This window comes from Arcticibacterium sp., from assembly GCF_055134445.1.
Genome location: NZ_JBSRVI010000037.1, coordinates 68,774 through 89,737 on the forward strand (window position 1 = coordinate 68,774; position 20,964 = coordinate 89,737).

Annotated in this window: 19 protein-coding genes; 10 read left to right on the forward strand and 9 right to left on the reverse strand. The window is 36.7% G+C overall.

Translation table 11 applies throughout. The features are described 5' to 3' along the window. The first annotated feature begins 5 nt into the window (after positions 1 to 5). The 3 genes from ACTBZY_RS05865 (at position 6) to fbp (ending at position 3,183) form a co-directional block, all read left to right on the forward strand. Complete coding sequence (locus ACTBZY_RS05865) at positions 6 to 770, forward strand: SDR family NAD(P)-dependent oxidoreductase (RefSeq protein WP_463045413.1); 765 nt, start codon at positions 6 to 8, stop codon at positions 768 to 770. A 350-nt stretch (positions 771 to 1,120) separates the two neighbouring features. Further along, a complete protein-coding gene (locus ACTBZY_RS05870) occupies positions 1,121 to 2,134 on the forward strand; it encodes a PfkB family carbohydrate kinase (RefSeq protein ID WP_463045414.1) in 1,014 nt (337 codons plus the stop codon). A 38-nt stretch (positions 2,135 to 2,172) separates the two neighbouring features. Beyond that, positions 2,173 to 3,183, forward strand: coding sequence for a class 1 fructose-bisphosphatase (fbp, locus tag ACTBZY_RS05875; protein WP_463045415.1), 1,011 nt, complete (start codon positions 2,173 to 2,175; stop codon positions 3,181 to 3,183). Between the two features lie 70 nt (positions 3,184 to 3,253). Here the strand turns inward: fbp and hisD are convergent, their stop codons facing one another. Beyond that, positions 3,254 to 4,513, reverse strand: coding sequence for a histidinol dehydrogenase (hisD, locus tag ACTBZY_RS05880; protein WP_463045416.1), 1,260 nt, complete (start codon positions 4,511 to 4,513; stop codon positions 3,254 to 3,256). Positions 4,514 to 4,562: 49 nt separating this feature from the next. Further along, positions 4,563 to 5,420 carry an ATP phosphoribosyltransferase gene (hisG, locus tag ACTBZY_RS05885; protein ID WP_463045417.1) on the reverse strand — a complete coding sequence of 286 codons (858 nt, stop codon included), beginning with the start codon at positions 5,418 to 5,420 and terminating at the stop codon, positions 4,563 to 4,565. A 344-nt stretch (positions 5,421 to 5,764) separates the two neighbouring features. Between hisG and ACTBZY_RS05890 the strand changes: the two genes are divergently transcribed. The 3 genes from ACTBZY_RS05890 to ACTBZY_RS05900 all read left to right on the forward strand — a co-directional run bounded on the left by ACTBZY_RS05890 (position 5,765) and on the right by ACTBZY_RS05900 (position 8,848). After that, positions 5,765 to 7,018 (forward strand): NAD(P)-binding domain-containing protein, encoded by a 1,254-nt coding sequence (locus ACTBZY_RS05890; RefSeq protein ID WP_463045418.1) that lies wholly within the window; start codon positions 5,765 to 5,767, stop codon positions 7,016 to 7,018. Then, the gene (locus ACTBZY_RS05895; protein WP_463045419.1) at positions 7,015 to 7,563 is read left to right on the forward strand and encodes a WcaF family extracellular polysaccharide biosynthesis acetyltransferase; all 549 of its coding nucleotides are present in this window, start codon (positions 7,015 to 7,017) and stop codon (positions 7,561 to 7,563) included. Before ACTBZY_RS05890 ends, ACTBZY_RS05895 begins: the two co-directional genes overlap by 4 nt. Positions 7,564 to 7,675: 112 nt before the next feature. Continuing rightward, positions 7,676 to 8,848: a glycosyltransferase family 4 protein gene (locus ACTBZY_RS05900; RefSeq protein WP_463045420.1), complete on the forward strand. Its 1,173-nt coding sequence runs from the start codon at positions 7,676 to 7,678 to the stop codon at positions 8,846 to 8,848. Positions 8,849 to 8,893: 45 nt separating this feature from the next. Here ACTBZY_RS05900 and guaA read toward each other — a convergent pair whose 3' ends face one another. Beyond that, positions 8,894 to 10,423: a glutamine-hydrolyzing GMP synthase gene (gene guaA / locus ACTBZY_RS05905; protein WP_463045421.1), complete on the reverse strand. Its 1,530-nt coding sequence runs from the start codon at positions 10,421 to 10,423 to the stop codon at positions 8,894 to 8,896. Next, positions 10,423 to 11,613, reverse strand: coding sequence for an exo-beta-N-acetylmuramidase NamZ family protein (locus ACTBZY_RS05910; protein ID WP_463045422.1), 1,191 nt, complete (start codon positions 11,611 to 11,613; stop codon positions 10,423 to 10,425). The genes guaA and ACTBZY_RS05910 overlap by 1 nt, the downstream gene beginning before the upstream one ends. A gap of 9 nt (positions 11,614 to 11,622) precedes the next feature. Here ACTBZY_RS05910 and ACTBZY_RS05915 point away from each other — a divergent pair, with 9 nt between their 5' ends. Continuing rightward, on the forward strand, positions 11,623 to 12,843 hold the full coding sequence (locus ACTBZY_RS05915) for an ABC transporter permease (RefSeq protein ID WP_463045423.1): 1,221 nt from the start codon (positions 11,623 to 11,625) through the stop codon (positions 12,841 to 12,843). Between the two features lie 61 nt (positions 12,844 to 12,904). Here ACTBZY_RS05915 and ACTBZY_RS05920 read toward each other — a convergent pair whose 3' ends face one another. From ACTBZY_RS05920 to ACTBZY_RS05930, 3 genes are all read right to left on the reverse strand, one after another. Continuing rightward, complete coding sequence (locus ACTBZY_RS05920) at positions 12,905 to 13,921, reverse strand: LiaI-LiaF-like domain-containing protein (RefSeq protein WP_463045424.1); 1,017 nt, start codon at positions 13,919 to 13,921, stop codon at positions 12,905 to 12,907. A 3-nt stretch (positions 13,922 to 13,924) separates the two neighbouring features. Next, on the reverse strand, positions 13,925 to 14,437 hold the full coding sequence (locus ACTBZY_RS05925) for a PspC domain-containing protein (RefSeq protein WP_463045425.1): 513 nt from the start codon (positions 14,435 to 14,437) through the stop codon (positions 13,925 to 13,927). Between the two features lie 135 nt (positions 14,438 to 14,572). Then, positions 14,573 to 15,136 carry a hypothetical protein gene (locus tag ACTBZY_RS05930; RefSeq protein ID WP_463045426.1) on the reverse strand — a complete coding sequence of 188 codons (564 nt, stop codon included), beginning with the start codon at positions 15,134 to 15,136 and terminating at the stop codon, positions 14,573 to 14,575. 261 nt (positions 15,137 to 15,397) lie between these two features. Between ACTBZY_RS05930 and mnmA the strand changes: the two genes are divergently transcribed. Then, complete coding sequence (gene mnmA / locus ACTBZY_RS05935; protein ID WP_463045427.1) at positions 15,398 to 16,504, forward strand: tRNA 2-thiouridine(34) synthase MnmA; 1,107 nt, start codon at positions 15,398 to 15,400, stop codon at positions 16,502 to 16,504. Between the two features lie 159 nt (positions 16,505 to 16,663). Continuing rightward, the gene (locus ACTBZY_RS05940) at positions 16,664 to 18,286 is read left to right on the forward strand and encodes a S8 family serine peptidase (protein WP_463045428.1); all 1,623 of its coding nucleotides are present in this window, start codon (positions 16,664 to 16,666) and stop codon (positions 18,284 to 18,286) included. A gap of 18 nt (positions 18,287 to 18,304) precedes the next feature. Here the strand turns inward: ACTBZY_RS05940 and ACTBZY_RS05945 are convergent, their stop codons facing one another. Beyond that, positions 18,305 to 18,838 carry an NUDIX hydrolase gene (locus ACTBZY_RS05945; protein ID WP_463045429.1) on the reverse strand — a complete coding sequence of 178 codons (534 nt, stop codon included), beginning with the start codon at positions 18,836 to 18,838 and terminating at the stop codon, positions 18,305 to 18,307. Between the two features lie 60 nt (positions 18,839 to 18,898). On the opposite strand from ACTBZY_RS05945, the gene ACTBZY_RS05950 reads away from it, so the two are divergent. Continuing rightward, entirely contained in the window at positions 18,899 to 19,744 is an 846-nt protein-coding gene (locus ACTBZY_RS05950; RefSeq protein ID WP_463045430.1) for a DUF2911 domain-containing protein, read from the forward strand. On the opposite strand, the gene ACTBZY_RS05955 is transcribed toward ACTBZY_RS05950, so the two are convergent. Next, positions 19,741 to 20,769, reverse strand: a complete 1,029-nt coding sequence (locus ACTBZY_RS05955) for a YncE family protein (RefSeq protein ID WP_463045431.1) — start codon at positions 20,767 to 20,769, stop codon at positions 19,741 to 19,743. The genes ACTBZY_RS05950 and ACTBZY_RS05955 overlap by 4 nt on opposite strands. Positions 20,770 to 20,964 lie beyond the last annotated feature (195 nt).

The following is a 20,964-nucleotide window of genomic DNA, read 5'->3' on the forward strand; positions in this document are numbered from 1 at the left end:
ATAAAATGAGTAAAGTAAAAGGGCAAGTAGCAATAATCACTGGTGCCACCGGCGGAATAGGTTTTGAAGTAGCAAAAAGGCTTGGAACAGATGGATATACTGTAATTTTAAATGGTATAAATTCGGAAGATGGTGCTGCAAGAATAAAAGAACTTACCGAAAAAGGAATTACGGCTGAATACTACGGATTTGATGTTACGAAAGAAGATGAAGTAACAGCAAACATCAATAAAATAGGTGAGAAATACGGAAGAATAGATGTATTAGTAAATAACGCAGGTGGACTAGGTGGAAGATCCAGGTTTGAAGAAATGACCACGGAGTTTTACAGAAGCGTAATGGCCTTAAACTTGGATTCTGTGTTTTTTGCTTCTAGAGCTGCAATTCCATTCCTTAAAAAAGGAGAAAATGCTTCTATCATTAACTATACCTCTAATGCCGCTTGGAATGCTGGCGGACCAGGAGCTGGAATATACGGTACTTCTAAAGCCGGTGTACATGCAATAACAAGAGCGTTAGCAAAAGATTTGGCAGAAGATGGTATTAGGGTTAATGCGGTGTCTCCAGGTACCATTGACACACCTTTTCACGCTCAAATTAAATCAACCAAACCAGAAGTTTTTGCTTCATGGAAAAACAATATCCTGTTAGGTAGATTAGGGCAACCAGAAGAAGTAGCTTCTGTAGTTTCATTTTTAGCGAGCAAAGATGCTTCTTTTATAACTGCAGAAACTATTCAAATTGGTGGTGGTCAAGCATTAGGAATATAAGTGTATAATAATACTTAGTGAAGTTTAATTAGTTTAAATCCGCTTTCATTAGAAAATCTCCCGATTTTATCGGGACCGTAGCTAAATTGCATCAAATCAGTTCGTAAACCAATTTTAGCTCTATCACCAGAACGGTGCTATGCTAATCTCGTTTAAATGTCTGATTTAATGCTCTTTAAAACTTATTACGATTCTCCAATGCATAAACCGGGTTAAACTTCACTAAGTATTAGCCCTTTAACAAAAAAGTCAATGGTGTGCCATTATGGATTCATGGAGGTCTTATTGTTTTTAGGAAGATTCAAAAAAAGCAATAATGAATTGCTGAGTTTAGTCAATAATTTAAGGAAATGAACACTAAAAAAGTAGTTACTTTCGGAGAGGTAATGATGCGATTATCCGCTCCAAATTATCAGAAAATTGAACAAGTAAATAGCTTAGAAGTTTCTTTTGGCGGCTCTGAAATGAATGTGGCGGCTTCGCTCAGAAACTTTGGCTTAGAGGCTACGCATGTTTCCGTTTTCCCAAATAACAGATTAGGAAAAAAAGCCACCTCCTATTTAAGGCTCCTAGGAATAAATACCTCCGGCATAAAGCTTTCTGGAGAAAGAATGGGCTTATATTTCTTTGAAAAGGGAGCTTCCATGAGAGCCAGCCAAATCATTTATGACAGAAATGACTCGGCTTTTCAAAACTTGGATCCCTCATGGTTTAATTGGGAAGAAATATTAAAGGATGCCGATTGGTTTCACTGGAGCGGAATCACGGCTGGCATTAGCCAAAATGCTGCAACAGCCTGTTTGGAGGCCGTTAAAGCTGCCAACAAATTAGGGATAACTGTTTCATCAGATATTTTTTACAGAAAAGACCAGTGGAAATATGGGAAAACACCAAAAGATATTTTACCAGAAATAGCTTCTTTTTCTAATATACTTCTAGCCAATGAAGTGAATATGAAAGAGATTCTTGGCGTAGATTATAAGGAAGGAACAGATGCATTCATGGAAGCTTGTCATAACACAATGAAACTTTTGCCGGCAATTACGAAGATTGTGGACACCAAAAGAAAACAATATAGCAGTCACCATAATGTCATAAGTTCTAAGCTTTTTGATGGTAAAGAACTTATCAAATCACAGAAACAAGACATTACTCTTATTATTGACAGGATTGGTGCGGGAGATGCATTTTTAGGAGGTTTTATATATGGCCAAATAGTTTTACAAAATGACCAAGAATCTCTAAATTTTGGAACAGCCGCTTCCGCTTTAAAACATACCATAGAAGGTGATTTTAATCTGGCCAGCATTGAAGAAATCGAAAATTTGGTTTCTGGAGATATTTCCGGAAAAATAAAACGATAGTTTATTACAACTCTTAACAGGGGTACAAACTTTAACTAATGAACCTTAAACATCAGACCTTAGGAGAATTCATCATTGAAAACCAAAAGTCTTCTAATTATTCTTCTGGCGAGCTTTCTAAACTATTAAACGGAATAGGCTTAGCAACCAAATTGGTAAACCACGAGGTTAATAAAGCCGGATTAGTGGATATTTTAGGCGGCGTGGGAGACTTCAATGTCCAAGGCGAAGCTCAGCAAAAGTTGGATTTAATGGCCAATAACACTTTTATTGACACTTTAACGAAGCGAGAAATTGTTTGCGGTATAGCGTCGGAAGAAGAGGAAAGCTTTATTAACATTAATAGCCTTGACTTAAAAAACAAAAACAAATATGTCTTATTGATAGACCCTTTAGACGGTTCAAGCAATATTGATGTCAATGTTTCTGTAGGAACTATTTTCTCTATTTATAAGCGAGTTACCAAAATTGGAACACCAGTAGAAATTGAGGATTTCCTTCAAAAAGGCAGCAAGCAAATAGCCGCTGGATATATCATTTATGGTAGTTCCACCATGCTGGTTCTTACAACAGGTCAAGGCGTTAATGGCTTTACATTAAACCCTGCAATTGGCACCTTTTATCTCTCTCATCCAAACATGAGACAACCGGAGAATGGCGAGATCTACTCCATAAACGAAGGTAATAGTGCCTTTTTCTCAAAAGGTTTAAACGATTATTTAGATTTCTGTAAACAACCTTTAAATAATAAACCGGCCTACAAAGCAAGATATGTTGGTTCATTGGTAGCGGACTTCCACAGAAATTTATTAAAAGGTGGCATTTATATGTATCCTCAAACCAAAATAGACACCAAAGGAAAGCTTCGTTTACTTTACGAATGTAATCCTATTGCTTTTTTGGCTCAGCAAGCCGGTGGGGAAGAAACGGATGGCTTTCAATCTGTTTTAGACATTAAACCCGATTTACTTCATCAAAGAGTCCCTTTTTTCACGGGTAGTAGTAATATGGTAAATAAGCTCAAGACTTTCTTAAAAGAAGAGAACTAGCGTGTGTTAAATCATAAAGTGCATCCGAAATAATTCAGATGCACTTTATTTTTTATGAATTATATAAAGATTACTTTAATCTTACTTTCACGGCATTTGAATGCCCTTGAAGCGACTCCGCTTCTGCCATAATTTGAACCGCAGGGCCAAGTTTCTCCAATCCTTCTTTCGTGATTTTTTGAAAAGTTATTTTCTTAACGAAACTATCCAATGAAACTCCAGAATATGCTTTCGCATAACCATTTGTAGGTAGCGTATGATTGGTACCTGAAGCATAGTCGCCACATGATTCTGGCGTATAATTACCCAAGAATATAGAACCTGCATTAATAATCTTCTCCCCTATCTCTTCTGCATTTTCCACTGCTAAAATCAAATGCTCCGCAGCATATTCGTTCAAAATATCTATTGCCTCTTCCTGAGAAGACACTAAAATGCATTTTGAATTCTCTAAAGAAGCTGCCGCCAATTCCTTTCTTGGCAGTTCCTCTAATTGCTTATATACCTCGTCCTGAACTGCCGTGATCATAGCTGCTGAAGTAGAAACCAAAATAACTTGGCTATCTATGCCATGTTCTGCTTGAGAAAGTAAATCGGCTGCTACATAAGCTGCTTGAGCAGTATCATCTGCAAAAACGGCCACCTCTGAAGGACCGGCAGGCATATCAATAGCTACTCCTTCCTTGCTAACCAATTGTTTAGCAGCAGTTACATATTGATTCCCAGGGCCAAAAATCTTTGATACCTTTGGAACAGATTCTGTACCGTAAGCTAACGCAGCCACCGCCTGGGCACCACCAATTCTAAAAACGCTGGTTACACCTACTAGTTTTGCGGCATAAAATATTGCTGGATGGTTACTCGGAGAGCAAAGGATAATTTCTTTACAGCCAGCAATTTTAGCAGGAATACCTAACATCAAAACGGTAGAGAAAAGAGGAGCTGTTCCACCTGGAATGTATATCCCTACCTTTTCTATTCCTACAGATTTACGCCAACATTGGACACCAGGCATCGTTTCTATAATCTCTGGCTCAGATTTCTGAGCCTCATGAAACTTATAAACGTTAGCATAAGCCAATTTGATAGCATCCTTTAATTCTTCACTTAAAGCGGCTTCTGCTGCATCTAACTCCTTAGCGTTGACCTCAAAATCGTTTAACAGAATGTTGTCAAAAGTCAGAGCGAATTTTCTTAGGGCTTCATCACCATTACTTCTGACTTCTTCTAAAATAGGCTGCACCCTACCTTCTATTTCAGAAATATCAGCCGTTGGCCTAGCCAAAATAGCTTTCCATTCCTTCTTTTCAGGTTTATCAAATAACTTCATTATCAATTACTGGTTTGTGTTTTCAATTGGCATTTAAGCACCATGAAAACTAGAATATCATTTTCTCAATAGGTATAACGAGAATACCTTCAGCACCCATATTTCTCATCGCTTCAATATTCTCCCAGAAATCGTTCTCTTTTAAAACAGAATGTATAGAGCTCCAACCTTCTTTGGCCAAAGGTGTAATGGTAGGACTCTTCATACCAGGCATGATATTGACAATATCCTCAATTTTATCATTGGGAGCATTCAATAAAACATACTTATGTGTATCGGCAGTTTGAACCGCGTTCATTCTAAAAACAATTCTATCAAGCAGTTCTAGCTTCTCATCAGATAAACTATTATTGGCAATTAGAATGGCTTCCGAATTGAAAATAGGTTCTACTTCTTTTAGTCCATTACTTAATAATGTACCTCCAGTACTCACAATATCACAAACACCCTCAGCTAAACCAATGCCTGGAGCTATCTCCACAGAGCCACTGATAAAGTGAATCTGAGCATTTACACCATTCTCTTTCAAAAACTTACCCAAAATATTTGGATAAGAAGTAGCGATACTCTTCCCTTCAAAATAAGAAACACCAGAATAATCTACATCTCTAGATACCGCTAAAGACAATCTGCATTTAGAAAAACCTAAGCTTTTCACTCTGTTCACATGACACTCATGCTCTACAAGTACATTATCTCCTACTATACCAACATCTGCTACACCGTCTGCCACGTATCCTGGGATATCATCATCTCTTAAAAAAAGAAACTCAGCTGGAAAGTTTTTTGACTCGGACATCAACTTTGATTTCCCTACTTCAAACTTAATTCCGCAAGCTTTAAAAAGTTTAACAGAATCGTCGCTCAGTCTTCCTGATTTTTGAATGGCAATTTTAAGTTTTTTCATTTAAGATTTTCTATTGCTGTTTTGAGCCACAAAGGTAACCTAGCTATTGACCTCTGCCAAAAGTTTTTTACTTAAGATTTATATTAAGTTTCAGTAATTTTTGAAATTTCAATTACTTTGGTTAGTATTGTAGTACCTAGTGCTTTCCAAATAAAAAAACTTAGCAATGAACAATTATAACTACTATTCAAAATCGCCTAAAAGAAATTTTCTTGCCTCCAAAGCAGCAACAGTATTAAGCGGACTAATTATACTCGGCTTATTCATATTTTCTTTTATTAGTCTTTAAGCCTGTTTTTTATATTTTAGGTACTTTTGCGACTCATAAAGTCGATAGGTCATAAATGAGAATAGGAATAATAGGATTAGGGGACATGGGATTGCTTTACGCAAACATTTTTTCTAATGCCGGTTATGAGGTTTTTGGTTGTGACTTACCCGCCAACTATGAGACTTTAAAGGTCAAACTTTCCGAAACAACCATCGTTTTGTTGAAAGAAGGATTGGATGTGGCTCGAGTTTCGGACTTTTTACTCTTCTGTGTGGAAACAGAGAATATTGACTACGTTGTTCAATCTGTAGCCGCAGGAATTCAAAAGAATACCTTAGTGGCGGGACAAACTTCTATCAAAGCTCCAGAAATGGAAGCTTTTGAAAAGTATCTTAGTCCAGATGTTAACATTGCTAGCATTCATGCCCTCCATGGACCAAATGTGAATCCTGTGGGTCAAACCTTAATTGCTATTAATCATAGATGTGACAATGAAAGATTTCAGGAGATGCTCCATCTGCTTTCTTTTACAGGATCAAAAATAGAAATTCTGCCTTCAGCAGCCGTTCATGATAAAATGATGGCCGATGTACAGGTGGTAACCCATATTGGTTTTGAGAGTATAGGTACTTCCTTTATGCACAGGGGCGTTTATCCATGGATAAATCCACTGCACGCTAGCGGTTTAGATACCCTAAAAATGCTGATGACACTCCGCATTTTCAGTTACAAGCACCATGTATATGCTGGAATGGCTCTAATGAATCCGTATGGTAAAAATCACGTAAGAGCCTATGCGGAATCCGAAAATGAAATATTTGGATTAATGATTTCTGAAGAGCGGGATACTTTTTACGATTTAATATTAGCCGCCAAAACCAAAGTCTTTGCAGATTTTGATGGTACACTCATGCTCAGTGATGAGCTCATGAAAGAGTATTCCTTACATCATTCGGATGAAAATCTGCCCAACTCTCATTTAAGTCTGTTAGCAATGGTGTTAACTTGGGCTAGATTAGATAGTAATCCTTACAAAAATAAAGTGGTGCAAACACCTCCTTTCAAGTTAAGAGTGGGGATGGCTGAGTACCTTTTTATGCATGAAGGCTTGTTAGAGGAATCTATGCAGGCAGCTCTATACAATAAGAGTATTAGAAAAGACGATTTGGCTTTTCACACTTCTGTACAAGAATGGGCTCATATAGTTGAGATAGGAGATAAAGTGGGCTATGAAAGTCATTTTGAAAGGACAAAACTCTTCCTTTCAGATAAACTGGAAGAAGGAAGGCAAAAAAGCAGCATGTTAATTGAAAGACTAAATCAATGAGTAAAGTAGACCTGTCTAGATACGACAACTCCTGGTACAACCATGGCTCCTTATTTCGAAGGATATTATGGATGATTATAGGAAGAATTACCATCAATTCTTATTTACCTTTACCCACCGGTTTTAAAGTATATGTTTTAAAATCATTTGGTGCCAAGATTGGGAAGAAAGTCATGATTAAACCGCGGGTAAACATAAAGTATCCTTGGTTACTGGAGATAGGAGATTTTGCTTGGATCGGAGAAAAGGTATGGATTGATAATCTTGTTTTGGTGAAAATAGGTGCTCATGCCTGTCTGTCTCAAGACGCCATGTTATTAACAGGTAACCACAACTATAAAAGTCAGACCTTTGACTTAATGGTAGGCGAAATAATCATCGAAGATGGGACTTGGATTGGAGCAAGAAGTCTGGTTACCCCTGGCGTTATTTGCCATGAGCATAGCGTTTTGAGTGCAGGCTCTATACTTAGCAAAAATCTTCCTCCTTATGAAATCTGGAGTGGAAACCCAGCAGTTTTTGTTCGAAAAAGGGTAATTCTATAGATTTTCAACCCTTAAATAAAGTTTCAGCGAGGCTATTTTCCTTTTTAAGTAGGAATTAAGATTAAATTCCTATTTTTGATTACTATTAGACCATTACTTAGATTTTTTTTGAGTGAAATTAATATTTGAAGAAATCGTTGGTGACCCAAGCGTGCAAATTTTCCTTAGTATCATTTTATCGCTTACAGTCACTTGGCGTTCCATTCCTGTTATAAGAAACATTTGTATGTTGAGAGGACTTATGGAAAATCCTGTAAAAAGGAGTTCTCATAAATCCCCGACTCCTACATTTGGTGGCATCGCTATTTTTGCGGGCACTTTGATAGGCTACATGTTATGGAATTTTGAAGATGAAGGATATCTTATGCATAAGATATTTGCAGGTCTTTTAATTCTATTCTTCTTAGGTCTTAAGGATGATCTTTACGCATTAGCCCCTTTGAAAAAGATCGGCTCTCAAGTAATCGCTTCTATATTAGTAGTGGTTGGTTCAGACTTAAGGATAAATAGCTTTTTTGGTATCTTCGGAATACATGAACTGCCTTACCTTATCAGTGTATTGTTCACTATTTTCATTTTTGTGGCACTCATAAACTCTTTCAACCTTATTGATGGCATTGATGGTTTGTCTGGTGGAATTGCTATGATAGCCAGTGGCGGCTTTGGATGGTGGTTCCTCCTCAATGACCAGTGGTCAATGGCCTGTTTGAGTTTTTCTTTGGCAGCTTCACTTCTTGGCTTTCTTCGGTATAATTACTCCAAAGGAAGTAAAATATTTATGGGAGACACAGGTTCACTCATTATTGGATACCTCGTAACCATATTTGCCGTAAGGTTTATAAGTCTAAACGAAGGTGCTAATTTTTCTCCTGGACAACATTTTGTAAGTGCTCCTGTGATAGCCTTATCACTTTTAAGTGTCCCTATTTTTGACACATTAAGAGTTTTTGCGGTAAGAATTCTGAAGGGAAAATCTCCATTTGAAGCAGATAGACTACACTTACATCATCTGTTGGTTGACAACGGTCTATCACACTTGGCATCTTCTTTAACACTGTATGGTATGACTATTTTACTTTCTGTCTTTACATACAGTTTAAGAACTTTTTTCACCAATACAGCCTTGTCGATCTATGTAATTTCCATTTTTGGAATCTATCTAGCTTTTAGCCAATGGTTAGAATTAAGAAGATTCAAGAATCACAAAATTAAATTGATTGAATCAAATAAAGGGAATACTAAAAATTCAACACTAGATTTAGAAGGTTCAATATCTAAAAACTAAAATTAGTCTTTAGATATTGAATATATATTTTAGAAAGGAGATTACTTACTCCCATTCTATTGTAGCTGGCGGTTTAGAACTAATATCGTAAACCACTCTATTTACTCCCTTTACATTATTAATTATCTGATTAGAAACGTTTGCTAAAAAACTGTGAGGTAAGTGTGCCCAATCTGCCGTCATGCCATCCACACTGGTTACCGCTCTTAAAGCCACTACACTTTCATATGTTCTTTCGTCTCCCATTACGCCTACGCTTTGTACTGGAAGCAGCATAGAGCCTGCTTGCCAAACTTCGTCGTATAAACCTTCATTTTTCAAACCCTGAATAAAGAAATAATCCACCTCTTGTAAGATTCTTACTTTTTCTGCAGTGATGTCTCCTAAGATTCTAATTCCTAAGCCCGGTCCAGGGAAAGGATGTCGCCCTAAAATAGATCTAGGCATTTCTAAAGCTGCTCCCACCTCTCTCACACCATCTTTAAATAATAGCTTAAGCGGTTCTACTATTTTCAATTTCATGTAGTCTGGCAATCCACCTACATTATGATGAGATTTAATGGTAGCGGATGGCCCTTTTACAGAAACAGACTCAATAATATCCGGATAAATAGTACCCTGAGCCAACCACTTTACATCTTGAATCTGATGAGCTTCGTCATCAAAAACTTCAATAAATGTCTTCCCTATCGCCTTTCTTTTAGCTTCTGGGTCTGTTAAGCCTTTTAATGCGTCATAAAACTTATCTTTAGCATTTACACCTTTTACGTTCAATCCTAAACCTTTATACGACTCAAGTACTTCCTCAAACTCGTTTTTCCTCAACAGACCGTTATCCACAAAAATGCAATACAGGTTTTGGCCAATGGCCTTATGAATTAACATGGCCGCTACCGAGGAATCCACACCACCAGATAGACCTAAAACTACTTTATCACCCCCTAACTGCTCTTTCAACTCGGCTACAGAAGTTTCTACGAAAGAATCCGAAGTCCAACTCTGATTACACCCGCAAATTCCTACCAGAAAGTTTTTTAGCAATGTTTTTCCATCCGTACTGTGTGTTACTTCAGGATGAAACTGTATACCGTAAACTTGAGCATCATTAAACTGAAAAGCCGCCATTTCTACAGAATCCGTAGAGGCTATCACTCGGGCGTTTGAAGGCAAATTGGTAATGGTATCGGCATGCGACATCCAAGTTTGTGTACCAACAGCAATATCTGTAAATAAGGGATTGTTATCTTCTATCTTCCCTAATATAGCTCTACCGTACTCTCGCGTGGTAGAGGCCTCTACGTTTCCTCCTAAACTGTGAGCCAGTAACTGGGCTCCGTAACAAACCCCTAAAACAGGAACCTTAGAAATGATACCCTTTAAATCCACCATTGGAGCATCTTGCTCTCTAACAGAACACGGACTTCCAGACAATATCACACCCTTTATAGAATCATCTAATTCAGGAAAATGGTTAAACGGATGGATTTCGCAGTAAACATTATGCTCTCTAACACGTCTAGCTATTAACTGAGTCAATTGTGAACCAAAATCAATAATTAGTATTTTCTCTTCCATTATTCAAAATCTGTATATAAAAGGTATTTTTTTCTTATTTTTTTAAATGCTATCAGGTCATCCTGCCATTTCATTTCAACTTCTTCAACATTTTTCCCTGATTTCAAATCTTCCAAAATCCAGCTATTACCGGCTAAAAGATTAAAAAAGCTCTCACTGGAAAAAAAGTTCTTCTTGTCTTTATAATTTCTATAAAAATCAAATAGTAAACTTAAATCAAAACCCATTTCCATGGCATTAACCTGAGTTAAATCCCTGCCATAACAATCCACCCCTTCGTTAACAGGGTTCTGAGCCCCAGGCTTGTCTGTCGGGATAAAATGAAAACTTCCAAGATTTACATCCGGTCCACCTATAACCTGAAATTGAATATCTGTGCCTCTACCCACACTTATTTTTGTTGGTTCAAGAAGACAAATCGACGGATACAATAAAATAGATTGAAGGTTTGGTAAATTCGGTGATGGCTTAATAGGTAATGAATATGGTGAGGCGTGCGTATAGTTTTCACACTTTATTACCGTTAAATTACTTTTTGTTTTATTCGCCCAAGCTTCACCATTTATGGTCATGGCCAACTCACCTATAGTTAAACCATAAACTACTGGTATAGGATTCATTCCTACGAAAGACTTATACTCCTTCTCTAAAACAGGTCCAGCCACATAATGTCCGTTAGGATTTGGCCTGTCCAGTACGATTAAAGGTTTGTTATTTTCAACTGATGCTTCAATGATATAATGTAGCGTGCTGATATAGGTATAAAAACGAACACCAACATCCTGAATATCAAAAAGTAGGATATCTAAATCTTGCACTTGCTCTTTTGTAGGTTTCTTATTTTTTCCGTAAAGAGAAACTATTGGGATACCCGTTTTTGCATCTTTAGAATTGTCAATATGAGCACCTGCGTCAGCAGTTCCTCTAAAGCCATGTTCCGGTGCAAAAATAACTTTGACTTGCACTCCTCTGCTTAATAAAGAGTCCAGAAGATGCGTTTGCCCAATGGTTGAAGTATGATTAATGATGAGTCCTACTTTTTTATCTTTCAATAAAGGCAGGTACTTTTCCATCATTTCTGCACCTACTTTTATTTTTTCGGGCGTTTCTAAAGAGTTTGCTTTAGATTTACAGCTGATAGGAGATAGTCCTATCATAAATACAAACAGAAGACTTAATATTTTGTCCATATATATAAAATGAATACTGAATATTTCTTGGCTCAGAAAATCAGAAAGACCAAAGGTAAGACCTTTTCTGCTTCTGTCATCAATATCGGTATCACAAGTATTGCTATTGGTGTGGCGGCCATTATACTTTCATTTTCTGTCTTATTTGGTTTTAAAGATACCATTAAGGAGAAACTGTTTAGCATGTCCGCTCATTTACAGATAAGTAAAATTACACTGAATCAATCTTTTGAGGAAAGTCCTTTCGTAATTAATCAAGAAATCGAAGAACTAATTTCCAATAATGAAAGTATAGCTTCGATAAATGCAATTGTCCTAAAATCCGCTTTACTCAAATCTGAAGAAGAGATTTCCGGAGTGCTTTTAAAGGGGGTGGATAAGCAATATAACTGGGCCATTTTTGAGGATAATATCGTTGAAGGAAGAGTTATTCAACAAGACTCTTCAGGCTATGCCAAAGAAATAATTTTAAGCCGGAAACTTAAAAAAATCCTAAATGTTAAACTGGATGATGAAATTCTAATTTATTTTATCCAAGAGCCTCCAAGGGCACGAAAGGTTAAAATAGTAGGTATTTATGATACTGGCATTGAAGATATTGATAACAGCTATGGCATTGTAGACATTAATCTTATTCGGAGAATAAACGACTGGGATGATAATGAAATTGGTCATTTAGAAGTTTTCTTGAAAGACTTCAATGATTTGGATAAAACCACAGAACAACTTTATGAATTCATTCCACAAGACCAGAGAATTCATAAAATCACTCAATTATTACCCCAATTTTTTGATTGGTTCAATCTCCTAGACAGAAACATCTTTATTGTGTTATTCTTAATTATAGTTGTGGCTAGTTTTAACATGGTCTCCGTATTGCTAATTATGATTATGGAGAGAACACCCATGATTGGTCTTCTAAAATCTCTAGGAGCTAGAAATGGTTTAATTCAGAAAATTTTCATTTCAAATGCCGTTTTAATTATTCTGAAGGGTCTGGCCATTGGAAATTTAATAGCTTTTGGCTTTTGTTTTATTCAAGACAAATTTAAACTCATCCCCTTGGACCCAGAAAATTATTATATGGCTTATGTGCCCATTTCATGGCACTGGCCGACATTCATTTTGGTCAATCTGGCCACCGTGATTTTAGTAAGCTTGATAGTGATTATCCCAACCCTATCTATTTTGAAAATCAGTCCTGTGAAAGCATTGAAATATAAAGATTAGACATAAAAAAGACCAGTTTTGAGAATTAAACTGGTCTTTTAAAATCTGCGAAGTATCTTTATTAATATCTATTGACTTTCACAGAAGAAAGACCGCTAGACATGTCTATGTAAATCTTTTTTGAAGCCGTATCAAAATTTGAAGTCTTCCATCTAGATCTTCCATCCTGTTCAAAACCTGAAAAATCTTTAGAATTAAGAGCCCCGTCCATCTTAATTTCACATCCTACGCTTTCTGGAACAGAAATATCCACTTTGGCGACCCCACTTTCCACTTTAATCTCAGTCTTTTCTAATTTATCTCCCAATTTAACATTCACTGCCGCTGCTCCAGTTTTAATTTCTAAGGATTTAACTTTGAAATTGCTGAAATCAAAATCTAAATCGCCCGCACCTATGCCCATTTCAATCCTCCAAACTGGCTTAGTGCTTAGTTCTAAGAATATTTCATTGTGGTCGTTATCACCGAAATTAAAGCTCTTATTCTTTCTAGATTTCATATCAAAATCTATTTGATGATGATTGTTCTTCAGTTCATCTGAAAGCCTGTAGCTTCCTGAATTGAGCAAAGTAGTTGCCTTAAAAAGTTCTCCTTTGGCCTCTTTCAAATGAAACTCTGCAGCACCACCACCAAAGTTTAAACTGGCTTCCTCTAAGTTATTCGAAAACGGAACATTAAAGTTTTGTTCTATTCTATCTCCGTTTTGTTTCTCTTCTGATCCATCCTTATAAGATTTTCCATCTTTAAAAGAATTATCCCAATCTTCGTCATTTTCGTCCCAATCGAAATGAAAATCATCTTCAAATTCCGTTTTTAGATGTTCTACGCCATCAGAAGCCGCACTATATATACCAAGAGGTATAGCAAAAGCTACCAAAAGAGCGGTAGTAGGATTATAAAAAGACCTTTTCTCATGAAGTAAAACTGCCACACCAGCCAGTATTAATAATAAAGGCCAAAATTTCGCCACCGTTTTAAAAGTGTAATTGAACTCAAGCAAATCATAGTTGAATGCTAACAAAATAGCCCCAACAGCCACTAAAATGGCTCCCAAGAAAACATTACTTCTACTTTTCATAGACTAAAATGTTTCCACATTTGAAGTTCCTTGATCTGGGTTTGAAGGAGGATTGTAATTAGATTTAAAGTTATCGTTATCGTCTTTATCTCTTATAATAATCCATACGCCAAGTCCGATTAAAAATAATGGCCACATTTTACCGATATAACTGAATAAGTTAATATCAAAGAATGTACGAAAGGCAAAAATGGCTCCTAAAGAGATAAGGACAATACCTCCTACAAGATTTCCGTTTTTTGATGAATGATTGCTCATATTATTAAAATTTGATGTTTTAAGTGCTGGGTTGTCATTGTCATTGGCGTAACTAAACGCTCTATCTTCTTCTGGCAAAACTACCCATAAAATTAAATAAGTAATAAATACGGGTAAAGGAGTAAAAAATAGAACCACAAATAACACTTTAAATATGGTAGGGTCAATCTCAAAATACTCTCCTAAGCCCTGCGTTACGCCTCCTAAAACCGAATCGGAGTTCTTAATTCTTCTAAGTTTTTTTTCATTCTTTTTCATTTATAATTTGTATTAATTCATTTCAAAGGTATACCTCAAAGTGGTACTATGTATTACAAACTACACGAATGGTTACAAAACTGGATAAACTACTACATCTAATGTTTGACATTTTTTACCTTATGTCCTATACGTCTAATCTTCCTCTTCTAAAGCCTCCAAAACATCCATTAAATCCTCATAGTTGCTTTGACCGGGCCTTACTTCATGATTACCCGTTAATGCAATTCCAGCTAAAGCACCAATATTCAAAAAATCTTCCAGATTATCTAAATTCACATCACCACCCACAAAAAGTGATTGGTGATTTACGTCTTGGCCCACCTGTAGGGAAGAGCATAAAACATGGTCAAAATCCTCCAAATTAATTGAACTTGAGTTTTCTTCTGTTAATTCAAAAAACAATTCGGAGACTTTTCCTTTTGCACTATCTACCAAATCTAGATGGCTAATTATCAAATAATCTAAACCCAATCCTGACCACTGCTCGCTAGTGATATCCTTAGGCCACTTACTTATCCTACCTCCTATCTTGGGACCACTAACCCAATTTTTAATTTCAATAATCTTCTCTAAAGGAATATGGTCTGCATGTTCTGAATTTAATTCAAAACATAAATAATCAACAAACATCCCCGCACAATAACGTGCATCTGAAAGGTTAGAAATGCCATTGACCAATACTTCTCTCTTTAACATAGTTTGCTTTATTTGTCGCAAAAATAGGGTTCTAATCCTTAAAAGACCTAAGACAAAACAATAATTCAAGAAGATAATTAAATGATTGCGATAGCCATTTAATGTCAATTAGCAAGATTAAAACATTTTAAAGAACTAAAATCTGCTCATTTCACTTTCTATTGTTTGTACCTTTGTATTTAGCAGGATTTGATAATCAGTCTTGGACAAAAGGAATTTTATTTAAAATATAAACGATGGGCGTTCAACCCATTTAGTTCAATGAGCAAACACGGAAGAATTTTAGTGGCCATGAGTGGCGGTATTGACAGCTCTCTGGCAGCAGTATTACTGCACGAAGAAGGATATGAGGTTATAGGAATGACCATGAAAACATGGGATTATGCCGCCTCTGGAGGAAGCAAAAAAGAAACAGGCTGCTGTAGCTTAGATTCCATAAACGACGCTAGAAATATTGCTGTAAACCTCGGCTTCCCACATTATATACTAGACATCAGAGAAGAATTCGGCGATTACGTCATAGACCATTTTACCGGTGAATACTTAGAAGGAAGAACGCCAAACCCTTGTGTTTTGTGTAATACCCACGTAAAATGGGATGCTCTCTTAAGAAGAGCTAATAATTTGGATTGTGAATTTTTAGCAACTGGACATTATGCCAATATAAGAGAAGAAAATAGCAGGTTTGTCATATCGAAAGGAAAAGATGAATTAAAAGACCAAAGTTATGTGCTTTGGGGAATTTCTCAAGACAGCCTTTCCAGAACACAACTTCCATTAGGGCAGCTTACAAAAAAAGAAATAAGAGAAATGGCCGTGGAAAGAGGTTTCTATGACCTCGTTAACAAATCTGAATCTTATGAAATCTGTTTTGTTCCTGATAATGACTACAGAGGATTTCTTAAAAGACGAGTGGATGGTTTGGAAGAACGCGTAAAAGGCGGCGATTTTGTTTTAGAATCTGGTCAAAAAGTAGGAAAGCACGAAGGCTACCCTTTCTACACAGTAGGTCAAAGAAAAGGCTTGGGCATTGCTTTGGGATATCCAGTTTACGTTACAGAAATCAGAAAAGACACCAATGAAGTTATACTTGGAGTTGAAAAGCACTTATTCAAAAATGCCATGCATGTAGGTAAACTCAATATGCAGAAGTATACAGACTTGCTGGGTCAGCCAAAGGAGACTTTTGCCAAAATAAGATACAAAACTCCTGCTGCGGCAGCCATGGCGTCTCAGATAGGGAATGATAAAATGGAAGTTATTTTTAACGAACCTATCAGTGCGATTGCTCCAGGTCAGGCAGCCGTTTTTTATGAAGGGGATGACGTGATAGGTGGTGGTTGGATTCTTAAAAGTTTTAATGCCTAAAGATCCTTTGATTTACTAGCGAGAAATTACAGATGCCACCTTTGTAAAAGGCAAATAAGAATCAGGATAATTCTTTTTTCTGGCTGTTTTTCAAAAAGAATCATACAAAAACATCTTCGTAAGACGCAGTTTCGTATTTTTATTCTTATAAACTGTTATATGAAAAAGTCATTATTGCTTTTGCTGCTTACGCAAAGTACCTTTCTTTTTGGTCAAAATAAGTATCTTGTTGTTTTCAAAGACAAATCAAGTAGCCCTTATAGTATAGAAAAACCTCAAGAGTTTTTATCTATTCGTTCTGTGGAAAGAAGGCAAAAACAAGGCATAAATATTACGGAACAAGATTTACCTGTTAATCCAGCATACCTAAAAAGTCTTCAGTCTGCCGGCATAGCCGTAAAATTCACTAGCAAATGGTTAAACGCAGCACTGATAGATATTCCTAAAGAAAAATTAAGCGAGGTTCTGGCTATGTCTTTCGTAAAAGGTCTAGAAGGTAACTACGCCCTAGGACTTGAAAAAGCATCAGCTAGGATAAAAACTGGGAATATGAGTTTAGGAGAGATACCAACCATTGACCCAGGAACTTCTTCTAATCAATTGGCTATGCTAGGGGCAGATGTTATGCATCAGAAAAATTACACAGGAAAAGGTGTTTTAATTGGCCTTTTAGATTCTGGATATTCCAATGCCGATAAATTAGATGTCTTTGAAAGTCTTTTTGCAGAAAAAAGAGTTCTTGAAACTTTTAATTTTGTCAATACCAGCACTTCTGTTTACGACGCCCATTCTCATGGCACCTCCGTTTTGAGCTGCATCGCAGCCAAACTAGATGGGCAAATGGTGGGAACTGCTCCTGATGCTTCTTTTGTATTATACACCACCGAAAATGTAGCTTCTGAAACTAAACTGGAAGAAGCCAATTGGCTTTTTGCAGCAGAAAGAGCAGATTCTATAGGCGTCGATATTGTGGGATCATCACTAGGGTACGCAGACTTTGATGGCAGTGAACAAGACTACGTTTATGCAGATTTAGATGGGAACAAAGCACTGATTACAAGAGCGGCTGACTGGTTGGCGGCGAAAGGTATTATAGTAGTGGTATCCGCTGGAAATGAAGGAAACAAAGCATGGAAATATATCACCGCCCCTGCAGATGGGGATTCTGTAATAGCAGTTGCCGCAGTAGACGCAGACCAAAATTATGTGAGCTTTAGTTCTATAGGCCCAAGTGCAGATAATAGAATCAAACCAGAAATAGCCGCTCAAGGTGGAAGAACCACGGTAGCTTATCCTAGTAATTTTGTTGGAACATCAAATGGCACTTCTTTTGCGGCTCCATTGATTACTGGCCTTGTGGCTGGACTGAGACAAGCTTTCCCTGATTTAACAGCAACAGAAATTAGAGAAACCTTGCTGGCGTCTGGAACACAGGCAAACCAACCCGATAATATATTGGGCTATGGAATTCCTAATTTTGAGAGGGCCTATGAATTGGCTTCATTGAAAAGATTGGTTCATAACACCGAAAAAGATATTATTGTATTCCCTAATCCTACTGAAAGTAACGGGAATGTGAAAGTTTTAGTCACAAAAACAGATCCTGGGGCGACATTCAATGTGGTTCTAACCAACGCCAAAGGGAAACAAGTTTACTCAGATACGTTTAAAAGAAATTTATTTGAATTGGCTTTAAATAAGAATGAATTGGCCGCTGGCTTGTATATTCTAAGAGTTTTTAACGATAACTTTTCTGCCACTGAGAGAATCTTTATTGAATAGTTATACAGATTTAATACATTAAAAAGTCATTTTATTTCTCATCCTTAGGACACTCTCCTCTTTTGTAAAGTCTTGAATTTTATCTAGAGACAACCATGCCATTCCGTTGGTTTCGTGATTTTGCATTAAGGGATGGTTTTGGTCTACCACAAATAAAAATCTAATATCAAAGTGTTCATGAGATGGCACACCCTTTCTTTCGGGTATGTCGTGGATGTCTACATCAAAAATTGCAGAATTATCAAATAAAGGCATTAAACCCGTTTCTTCTACCAATTCCTTTTTAGCAACAGCATAAACATCGGCATCTCCATCACAGTGTCCACCGGGCTGCAGCCACTTATTTAGTTTCGCATGATTTATCAAAAGTACCTCTGTTTTATGCTCATTTACCACCCAACAAGAAGCCGTAACATGACCTATTAAAAGCTCTCTATCAAAACAATTTTGATGCTTTTCTACAAAATCAAGCAACCTTTCCTTCATTAATTCTTCTTCAGGATTAAATGCTACATATTTTTTCAAATATGAAATGAGGTCGTTTCTGTTCATTAAAATGGTAGTTTTGAAATATCTTTTAACAATTATAGTTCTATACAAAAAACACAATCGATGAAAATATCAATTTTAAGTTTAATTCTTCTGGCATTTATGTCATTTCACCTTCAAGCTCAGGTTACACCACAACCTAGTCCGGGAGCCAATTTTTCTCAAACCATCGGAGTTACCAAAATATCTGTAGACTACTCTAGACCTGGTGTTAAAGGAAGAACCATTTTTGGTGGTCTATTAAAATATGGTGAAATATGGCGTACAGGTGCCAATGCCGCCACAAAGATAAAGATTTCTAATGATATTAAAATTAGTGGTCAAACACTAAAGGCAGGAGAATACGCCATTTTATCTATCCCCGGCGAGCAAGAGTGGAAAGTGGTTTTTAATACCGAAATCAACACCACACAGAACGATTACGACAAATCTAAAAATGCATTAATCGTTTCAGTAAAACCTAACAAAGTAGACTTTACTGAAACCTTCACAATAGATATTTCCGATGTCCACGAAGACATGGCTAGATTAAATATTTACTGGGAGCACACGGGTGTTAGTTTACCACTTTCTGTGGATAATGAAAGCACTATAATCTCAGAAGTAAACACAAGAAATGATGAAGCTGCAGGTGCTTTTCAGCAAGCTGCGGAATATATGGTGAACAAAAAAATGGATTTAGGCACAGCCCTAGAATATGCCGATAAGTCCATTTTATTAAAAGAGACTTTTAGAAACACTTGGATTAAATCTGTTATACTAAAAGAAATGGGTAGAAATACGGACGCACTTAAAATGGCTTTAAAAGCTCAAAACTTAGGTGCTACCGACCCAGTCTATCCATTCTTTAAAGAAGCCGTAGAAAAAGGAATCACAGCCTTAAGAGCAAGCGTTCCAGCCAAGAACTAAAGAATGGCAATTCCGTTAGGTTTTTGACCAACCGTTATCGTCTTTAAGACTTCTTTGGTTTCTGTATCTATAAAAGCAGCAGTATTTTCTTTTTGATTGATGAGCAATGCTTTCTCTCCGGCTTCGTAAAATTTAATCATGTGAGGGTCGGCATCCGCAAATTCTAATTTGTGGGTGTTGGCCCAAACTCCCCCTTCTTTCTTAAATATCTCAACACTGTTCCCAGCCGAATTGCAAACCCATAACTCTTTTGTTAATACATTGAAAGTCAAAAAACCTGGAGAAAAATTAAAGTCTATAAAATCTGTGACCACATAGCTATCTGTATTCACAAAATTGACTGATTTTTTATCTGAATTAGAGACCAAAACGATGTTATCATAGCCTTCCCAAACATTCCCTGCAGATAAATCTACTTTCACTATTTTCACTAATTCTTTCGCAGCTACCTCCACAAATTGAAGAAAAGTACTTTCTCCACTCCTCACCACAGCATTTCTTCCATCTGTTGTAAAAATGATTTCTGAAGGGTCTGCATCTAAAAGCACTTCTGTTTTAGCGTTTCCTGTGGCGGCGTCATGAATAAACGCCTTTCCTGAATGACTCATTCCAGTGGTCCAAATCTCTGAATTGTCTGGAGAGAAAAGAGCATTATGATTGGCGAAAGGCACATCATACGCTAGTTGTTTGGCTCCAGAATGGGCATTTAGAATAATCACGCCACCTCCTATCTCCTTTCCATGGAGTCCTAAATGACCGTTAGAAAAGTCGTACTTGGGATTAGCTATAGCCAACATTTTCTTATCTCTTGATAAGTAAACATGGTGGGGAAACCGCTCAGAATCGTTGGTGAGAAGATAACTATTCACCACTTCCTGATTTATTAAATCTATGACTTCTACTGTTTTTGAACCACCAGAGACTACAAATGCCACATTGGAAAGTTCATTAAGAGGAACAGTATCTTTAGGCTTACAGCCTAATATTACAAAAGAAACTAATAAAAAAGTAAGCAGTTTATTCATAAAAAAAGCGTTGCATAATAGCAACGCCTTTATCTATAGAGATAGTTTATAAAAACTATATTAATGTATCAGATTAATAATAAAAGCTGAAACACACTTCAAAACCGAAATGAATGAATCAACCAAAAAAACACCCACCTTTTCTGATAAACTTTTAGAAGGCTTTAATAATAAAGTTTCTTCTAAGGCCTGTTC